The 1,314-nt window shown below is 58.6% G+C and carries 1 protein-coding gene; it reads left to right on the top strand.

Annotated features, from left to right (window positions below; translation table 11 throughout):
• The first annotated feature begins 70 nt into the window (after positions 1-70).
• Positions 71-1,281, top strand: a protein-coding gene (locus tag KXR72_RS20885; RefSeq protein WP_437423014.1) for an IS3 family transposase whose coding sequence is annotated in 2 segments (ribosomal slippage) — positions 71-416 and positions 416-1,281 — 1,212 coding nt in all. Because the reading frame shifts where the segments join, the coding sequence is not laid out codon by codon here.
• Positions 1,282-1,314: the final 33 nt, after the last annotated feature.

Raw genomic sequence — 1,314 nt, 5'->3', positions numbered from 1 at the left:
TGAACAAGCCCCTTGAAACACCGGACACCGTTTCCCCCTTACCATAAGGGATAGGCAAACGGTCGTGTTTATGACTACCAGTAAAGACAGACATATCGAAGTGCTCGGCCAAGAGCGGCGTCGCCGCTGGAGCGTCGAGGAAAAGCTCACCATGGTTCGCGAGAGCCTGGAGCCGGGGCAAAGCGTTTCCGTCGTGGCTCGGCGCAACGGCATCAACCCCAACCAGTTATTCCATTGGCGCAAGCTTTATCAAGACGGCAGCCTTTCGGCGGTCAGTGCCGGTGAGGCTGTGGTACCGGCTTCGGAACTGGCCGATGCGATGAAGCAGATCCGCGAGCTGCAACGCATGTTGGGCAAGAAGACCATGGAAGCGGAAGTTCTCAAGGAGGCTGTGGAGATTGCCCGTTCGCGAAAATGGATTGCGCACTCACCCTTGTTGCCGGGGGACGACCAGTGAAGCTGGTTAGTGAAAGTCTCGGTGTGTCGCGCTCGCAACTGACGGCTCGAATCAAGCAGGCCACTGAAAACAAAAGAGCCCGTCGTCGGCGTATCCCTGACGATGCGGCTCTGGTGGAGCGGATCAAATCTGCGATCTCCAACTTGCCCAGCTATGGCTACCGCCGGGTCTGGGCACTTCTGCGTAGGCAGACCGAACCGGTGGTCAATGTGAAGCGGGTTTATCGCGTCATGCGCGACCACAACCTGCTACTGGAGAGGCGGCGAAAGCAACCCGGAGTAGCGCGTCGTCATGAAGGTCGAGTAGCCGTGGACGAAAGCAACACCCGTTGGTGCTCGGACGGCTTTGAATTTCGCTGTGACGATGGTGACCGCCTGCGCGTGACGTTCGCCCTGGACTGTTGTGATCGTGAAGCCATCAGTTGGGTCGCCAGCCCGCTTGGTTACAGCGGCAATGATGTCCGTGACGTCATGCTCGAAGCCGTCGAGAAACGCTTCGGACAAACGCTGCCTATCGCTCCGATCCAGTGGCTGAGCGATAACGGCTCGGCATATACCGCTGACCAGACGCGCGCTTTTGCCCGGCAGATAGGCTTGTTGCCACTGACCACGCCGGTTTGCAGCCCGCAAAGCAATGGCATGGCGGAGAGCTTCGTGAAGACGATGAAGCGCGATTACATCGCCCATATGCCACGGCCGGATCGCCAGACAGCGCTACGCAACCTGGCGATTGCTTTCGAACACTACAACGAAGAGCATCCGCACAGCGCACTGAAATACCGCTCGCCTCGGGAGTTCAGGCGAATGAGCGCAGCATCAATTTAACGGGGCCGCGGTGTCCGGTTTGATAGGGGCAAG

It is taken from the genome of Stutzerimonas chloritidismutans (assembly GCF_051486945.1).
Taxonomy (GTDB): Bacteria; Pseudomonadota; Gammaproteobacteria; order Pseudomonadales; family Pseudomonadaceae; genus Stutzerimonas; species Stutzerimonas chloritidismutans_B.
The sequence above is the reverse complement of the archived record's forward strand: the minus strand, read 5'-3'. Positions and strand labels throughout refer to the sequence as shown.